Here is a 5,759-nt window from a genome sequence, read left to right as displayed (position 1 = left end):
TTTCAAAACTTCTTCTATAATTCTTTGTTTGCAAGTTTCCCAGTCAAAATCAAGGAACATTTGTGGTTGTAGTTGAGAATCCGCATCTTCAAAGTAAGTTAGGCTTTTTTGAACCATAAAAATGGAGCCATCTTTATATTTTGTTTCATAAAATGATATAATATCTTCCAGCGAAAATTTATTTAATAAAAAATATAAATCGATAAAATCTTTTTTGCTTCCCCTGCCCGCAATTGCATTTAATTTCATTGCAGAAATGTCTTTAAAAGAAAGCATTCTTATATTGTCAACAAATAAAAAGTTCGAAAGTAAAGGATATTTATAGTTTACAAAATCAACTTTAACATCATTAATCTTAGTAATCAAAATATTTTTTGTGCTTTGTGCCACTTTTACCTCTCCAAATTCAGAAAGTTTTTCAATAAATAATTCTGAATTTATTTCTGAATTTCCAAATAAATCAATGTCAATTGAATTTCGATGACCCATTTGCAACGCTAATGATGTTCCTCCAACCAAATTAAAATCTGAAAATAATTTTTCAGACATAATTTTTTTTAAGAGTTCCATAAGTTCGGGAACAACTGTCTGTGTTTGTAGCATCTGAATTCGGTTTTGTCGATTTTAAAAATAGTAGAAAGGTAAGAAAGCGTTACTGCGTCTAAACTTCTTAAATTTAAAGAAACTTCTTTGATGGTTTCTAATCCGTAAAGTTCTTTTAATAATCTCCAATCTTTCATAAATCCATATTCTAAAACTTTTTGAATGAGATGAGATTTGTGCTTTTCAAAATCAAATCCATTCAAATCCACATCCCAAAAAAGATACTGCGAAAAGTCGTTTATGGTTATTTCTTTATTCATAAAAACAAAGATAGCTATTTTTACAAAATCATCGTCAACTGAATCCGTTTTCTATCCTCATCTACTTCAGTGACTTTTACTGTAACATGTTGGTGCAATTTGACCACTTCATTAACATCGCTCACAAAACCTGCTTTGAGTTGGGAAATGTGAACAAGTCCGCTTTCTTTAATTCCAAGATCTACAAAACAACCAAAATTGGTAATATTGTTCACAATTCCAGGTAAAATCATTCCTGTTTTCAGGTCTTTTATGGTTTTTACATTCGGGTCAAATTCGAAAATTTTGGCGGCTTTTCTTGGGTCTAATCCTGGTTTTTCGAGCTCTTTGATAATGTCTTTTATTCCTAAAATTCCAATTTCTGGCGTGATATAATTTTCTGGTTTTATTAAGGTTATCTTTTCTTTGTTGCCAATCAAATCTTTCACAGTAAGTTTCAACTCTTTCGCCATTTTTTCTACAATATTATAGGCTTCTGGATGCACTGCAGAATTATCCAAAGGGTTTTTGGCATTCGAAATCCGAATAAAAGCTACGCCTTGTTGATAGGCTTTTTCGCCCAATCGGGGTACTTTTTTGAGTTGTTTTCTATCTTCAAAAGGACCGTTTTCAGAGCGATATTGAACAATATTTTCAGCCAACTTCTCTCCTATTCCGCTCACATAACTCAACAAATGCTTACTCGCTGTATTGATATTGATTCCTACCGAATTCACGCAACGAATAACGGTCGCATCCAATTCTTCTTTGAGTTTAGTTTGATCAACGTCATGTTGGTATTGCCCCACTCCTATTGCTTTTGGGTCTATTTTTACCAATTCAGCCAAAGGGTCTGACAATCGTCTACCAATAGAAACCGAACCCCGCACAGTGACATCAAAATTAGGAAATTCTTCTCTTGCAATCTTTGAAGCAGAATACACTGATGCACCAGCTTCTGAGACAATGAAAACCTGAACGGGTCGATCAAAAGCTATTTTCTTGATAAAAAATTCAGTTTCGCGTGAAGCAGTTCCGTTACCAATGGAAATCGCATCAATTTGATAGGCATTGACCATCGAACGGATTTTTTTCATTGCCATTGCTGTGTCGTTTTGTGGCGCGTGGGGATAAATATTTTCGTTGTATAGTAAATCACCTCTTTCATCGAGACAAACTATTTTGCAACCCGAACGAAATCCTGGATCAATTGCTAAAATTCTTTTTTCTCCCAAAGGGGGAGCCAACAATAATTGTCCCAAATTGTTAGCAAAAACCTGAATCGAATTGATATCTGCTTTGGCTTTGGCTTCTTGTAAAGCTTCGTTTGAAATCGCAGGATACAGTAATCTTTTATAGGAATCTTCGATGGCTAATTGTATATGCGGAACGTCTGGATAGCTATTGCGATTCTTTTTTTGGACAATTAATTCCTCTATAATTTCAAGCGATTCCTCTTTTTCTACTTCGATTTTGATTTTTACAAAACCTTCATTTTCCGCACGAAGCATCGCTAATAATCGATGCGATGGTGCTTTGGTTAAAGGTTCTTGCCAATCAAAATACTGATTGAATTTTTGTGCGCCCTCTTCTTCGGATTTCTTTTTTACAACTTTGGTTTCAATAGTCGCTTTTCTTTGAAAAAGTCTTCGCAACTGTTTGCGAACATAAATATTTTCATTTATCCATTCGGCAACAATATCCCGTGCGCCTTGCAAAGCTTCGTCTTCATTGATGACATTTTTGTTAATGAATTTTGTAGCCAAGAAATCGATATCCTCATTATTTTGTGCCATAATGATTTTTGCTAAAGGCTCTAATCCGTTTTCTCGAGCAATATCGGCGCGGGTTTTTTTCTTTTTTTTGAAAGGCAAATAAATATCTTCTAATTCTTGTAAATCGAAGCTTTGTTCGATTTTTTGAGCTAATTCAGGGGTAAGTGACTTTTGTTCGTCTATCGATTTTAAAATCGCTTCTTTCCGTTTTACGATGACTTCGTACTCTTTTTGCAATTTTGCAATTTGTTCTATTTGAACCTCATCTAAATTACCTGTTTGGTCTTTTCGATACCTAGAAATGAATGGAATGGTACAATCTTCTTCTAATAATTGAACGGTTTTTTGAATGTTTATTAAGGCGGTATTAACGGTTTTAGAAATGAATTGTAAGTTAGTCATAAAGGTTAAGTATGATTGATTTTTTTATTTGAACGCAAATGTAAAAATAGTTCCTAGAGATTTAAATAGCAGCTGTTTAAATAAAACATTATTAACCAATATATTTATTTATTTTTTCTGAAATTTTTAATAAAATCCTGCTTTTAAAAGTACTTAAAAAACCCAATTATTATGAAAAAGATTCTTTTTATTTCTGTTCTTTTTACTAGCTTTCTTTTCTCGTCTTGTGGGGATGATTTAGAAGAATTATTAGATGTAAAGTTTAATACAACCATTACCGAAGAAATTCCTGTAACCGTTATTGCTGGAACCAACTCTTTAATTGAATCTACTGAATTTAGTCTTATAGAAAACACTGAAACTAGTAAATATTTAGACAAACTAAAAACAATTGAAATCAAAAAAATGACCTATAAAATTATTGAGTTTACAGGTGATTCAACAGGAAAAATTACGGCTGTTTTAGAAGCTGATGGCGAAACACTTCATTCTATTTCAGACAAAACTGTAAATACTGAATTTGTTAATGCAACTGTTTTTGAAGTAACTAATAAAGCAGCTTTGCTTAATGCTGCTACTTCATTATTAAAAAATAAAAAGATATCGCTAAAAACAAATGGTCAAACTGTTTCTACGTCACCTATGTCTTTTAAAATTAAGTTAACACTAGATTTAGATGTGGTTGCAAATCCACTATAAGGACTGTAATTAAGTCGTTATTTATCTAAAAAACCGCAACTAAATTGAATTTAGTTGCGGTTTTTTTGTGAGACTGTATTCTAATATTACCCTATAAACTCTAAATAATTACCTTTGCTGATTACCTCAAAACCCCCTTCGGGATAGGCTTTTGCAAAAGCAGTGGGGATTTTTGCTTTTCGGTTTTCGTTCCATTTAAATTCAAATCCTTGCAAGTTTCCATTTTCTTCTTCTAGCCAATCCAGTTCTTGTTGGTCATACGTGCGCCAAAAATAATTTGTAACGGTTTTTTGAGAATAATTTTGATGTTTTATTCGTTCTGATGCCAAATAGTTTTCCCACAATGCGCCCACATCGGTTCTGGCATCCAAGCGGCTAAAATTGAGGATAATTGCATTGCGAATCCCATTGTCATAGAAATACCAACGGTTGGATTTTGTAACTTCTTTGCGTAAATTTCGACTAAATCCTGGCACTTTATAGATTACAAAAACTTTAGAAAGCAAGTCTAAATAGCTTTCGACCGTGTTTTTAGAAATGCCTAATTGTCGCGCCAATTCTTGTAGCGACACTTCTTGTCCCAGCTGAAAAGCGATTAGTTTGAGCAAATCTAAAATTTTGTTGGACTGCTTGATGCCTTCATAAACTAAAATATCTTTCAACAAATACGAATTGATTATCTCTTTCAAATAATTAATTTTATCATTCCAATCTGGATATTGTTCTAGTTCTGGATAACTTCCAAAAAGCAATCTTTCTTCCAGTTTTTGAGTGGTTTCCTTTAAATTTTCTTGCTTTGCAAACTCCATTTGAGCTAACGGAAAAAGATAAATGGTGTTTTTTCGCCCTACCAAAGGTTCTCCCAACTTGTTTGACAAATCAAAAACCGATGATCCTGTAGCAATAATTTTTATGCCATCGATCGAATCGACAATTAATTTTAAAATTAATCCAATGTCTGGAATATTTTGTGCTTCATCAATTACAAGCAATTTTATATTGGATAAAAGTCGGCTATAATTGTTTACAGAACGTTCCGCTAATAAACTTGCGTCTTGAATGTCTTCTCCATTTAGGTGTAAATAATCTGATTTTGGAATGGTTGAAAGATAATTTTTTATAAAAGCTGTTTTTCCTACACGTCTTGCACCCAATAAAATCAGTACTTTATTAGGTAAAACTTTTTTGTTAAATAAAATAGTTATTCCTCGTTCTAAAAAAATCATAGCTCCTGTTTTTAAAATTATACTACAAATATAATAATAAAACTGTAAATTCAGTCAACTCACTGACTGAATTAATGTAAATTCAGTCAGTGAGTTGACTGAATTAATGTAAATTTAGTCATTTTATATTCTTATTCCTTCTTTTCGGTGGCTTAATCCTGAACGATAAAATCTTTAGAACTTTCTTCTTTTTGAAATTCTGGTTGGATATTGATGTGGTTAATATGAAATTTTTCAAGTAAAACCTGTTCTATTTTAGACAATAAAATATTAAAATCACTAATTTTTATATCTTCTGAACAGTCTAAATGCGCTTCAAGATGCAGTTCATGCTCGTTCAAATGCCAAACATGAATATGGTGTAATTTAGTAACGCCAGAAATTTTATGTATTTCAGTTACAATATCATTAATGTTAATATGGCTGGGTGTAAAAAGCATTAATATTTTGGTTGAATCTCGAAGCAAATCCAATCCTATAAAAATGAGATAAATAGCAATTGCAAAAGTAAGAAGGCTATCGATCCAATAAATTTGATAGTATTTCATCAATATTCCGCCTATCAAAACCGCAACAGATGCCATCATATCTGAAAATAAATGAATATAAGCCGATTTCATATTCAAATTGTTATCCGCATCTTTTTTAAGCATTAATGCCGAAAATCCATTGACCAAAATTCCTAAAATCGACATCCAAATAACTAAACTTGATTTGATAACTTCTGGATGAAAAAACCGGATTGTAGCTTCAAAAACTAAATAAATCGCAACAATAATCAATGTTATTGCATTAATAAAAGCCGTTAGAATTTC

General features: G+C 32.1%; 6 protein-coding genes. 1 reads left to right on the top strand and 5 read right to left on the bottom strand.

Features of this window, described 5'->3' with window-relative positions:
* The 3 genes from ACKVOD_RS12285 to ACKVOD_RS12275 all read right to left on the bottom strand — a co-directional run.
* Positions 1-549: nucleotidyl transferase AbiEii/AbiGii toxin family protein (locus ACKVOD_RS12285; protein WP_409209762.1), on the bottom strand; the 549-nt coding region annotated here is incomplete at its 3' end.
* 8 nt (positions 550-557) lie between these two features.
* Positions 558-863, bottom strand: a complete 306-nt coding sequence (locus tag ACKVOD_RS12280) for a DUF6922 domain-containing protein (RefSeq protein WP_409209761.1) — start codon at positions 861-863, stop codon at positions 558-560.
* Between the two features lie 20 nt (positions 864-883).
* Entirely contained in the window at positions 884-3,019 is a 2,136-nt protein-coding gene (locus tag ACKVOD_RS12275) for a Tex family protein (protein ID WP_409209760.1), read from the bottom strand.
* 171 nt (positions 3,020-3,190) lie between these two features.
* Here ACKVOD_RS12275 and ACKVOD_RS12270 point away from each other — a divergent pair, with 171 nt between their 5' ends.
* The gene (locus ACKVOD_RS12270) at positions 3,191-3,718 is read left to right on the top strand and encodes a hypothetical protein (RefSeq protein ID WP_409209759.1); all 528 of its coding nucleotides are present in this window, start codon (positions 3,191-3,193) and stop codon (positions 3,716-3,718) included.
* An 86-nt stretch (positions 3,719-3,804) separates the two neighbouring features.
* Here the strand turns inward: ACKVOD_RS12270 and ACKVOD_RS12265 are convergent, their stop codons facing one another.
* Complete coding sequence (locus ACKVOD_RS12265; RefSeq protein ID WP_409209758.1) at positions 3,805-4,944, bottom strand: ATP-binding protein; 1,140 nt, start codon at positions 4,942-4,944, stop codon at positions 3,805-3,807.
* Between the two features lie 152 nt (positions 4,945-5,096).
* A partial coding sequence (locus tag ACKVOD_RS12260) for a cation diffusion facilitator family transporter (protein ID WP_409209757.1) occupies positions 5,097-5,759 on the bottom strand: 663 nt, incomplete at its 5' end.

It is taken from the genome of Flavobacterium sp. (genome assembly GCF_046155325.1).
Taxonomy (GTDB): Bacteria; Bacteroidota; Bacteroidia; order Flavobacteriales; family Flavobacteriaceae; genus Flavobacterium.
This window is presented reverse-complemented; position numbering and strand designations above follow the sequence as displayed.

Coding starts and splice junctions, on each gene's coding strand:
- ACKVOD_RS12270 (WP_409209759.1), top strand. CDS start 3,191: ATGAAAAAGATTCTTTTTATTTCTGTTCTTTTTACTAGCTTTCTTTTC.
- ACKVOD_RS12280 (WP_409209761.1), bottom strand. CDS start 863: ATGAATAAAGAAATAACCATAAACGACTTTTCGCAGTATCTTTTTTGG.
- ACKVOD_RS12275 (WP_409209760.1), bottom strand. CDS start 3,019: ATGACTAACTTACAATTCATTTCTAAAACCGTTAATACCGCCTTAATA.
- ACKVOD_RS12265 (WP_409209758.1), bottom strand. CDS start 4,944: ATGATTTTTTTAGAACGAGGAATAACTATTTTATTTAACAAAAAAGTT.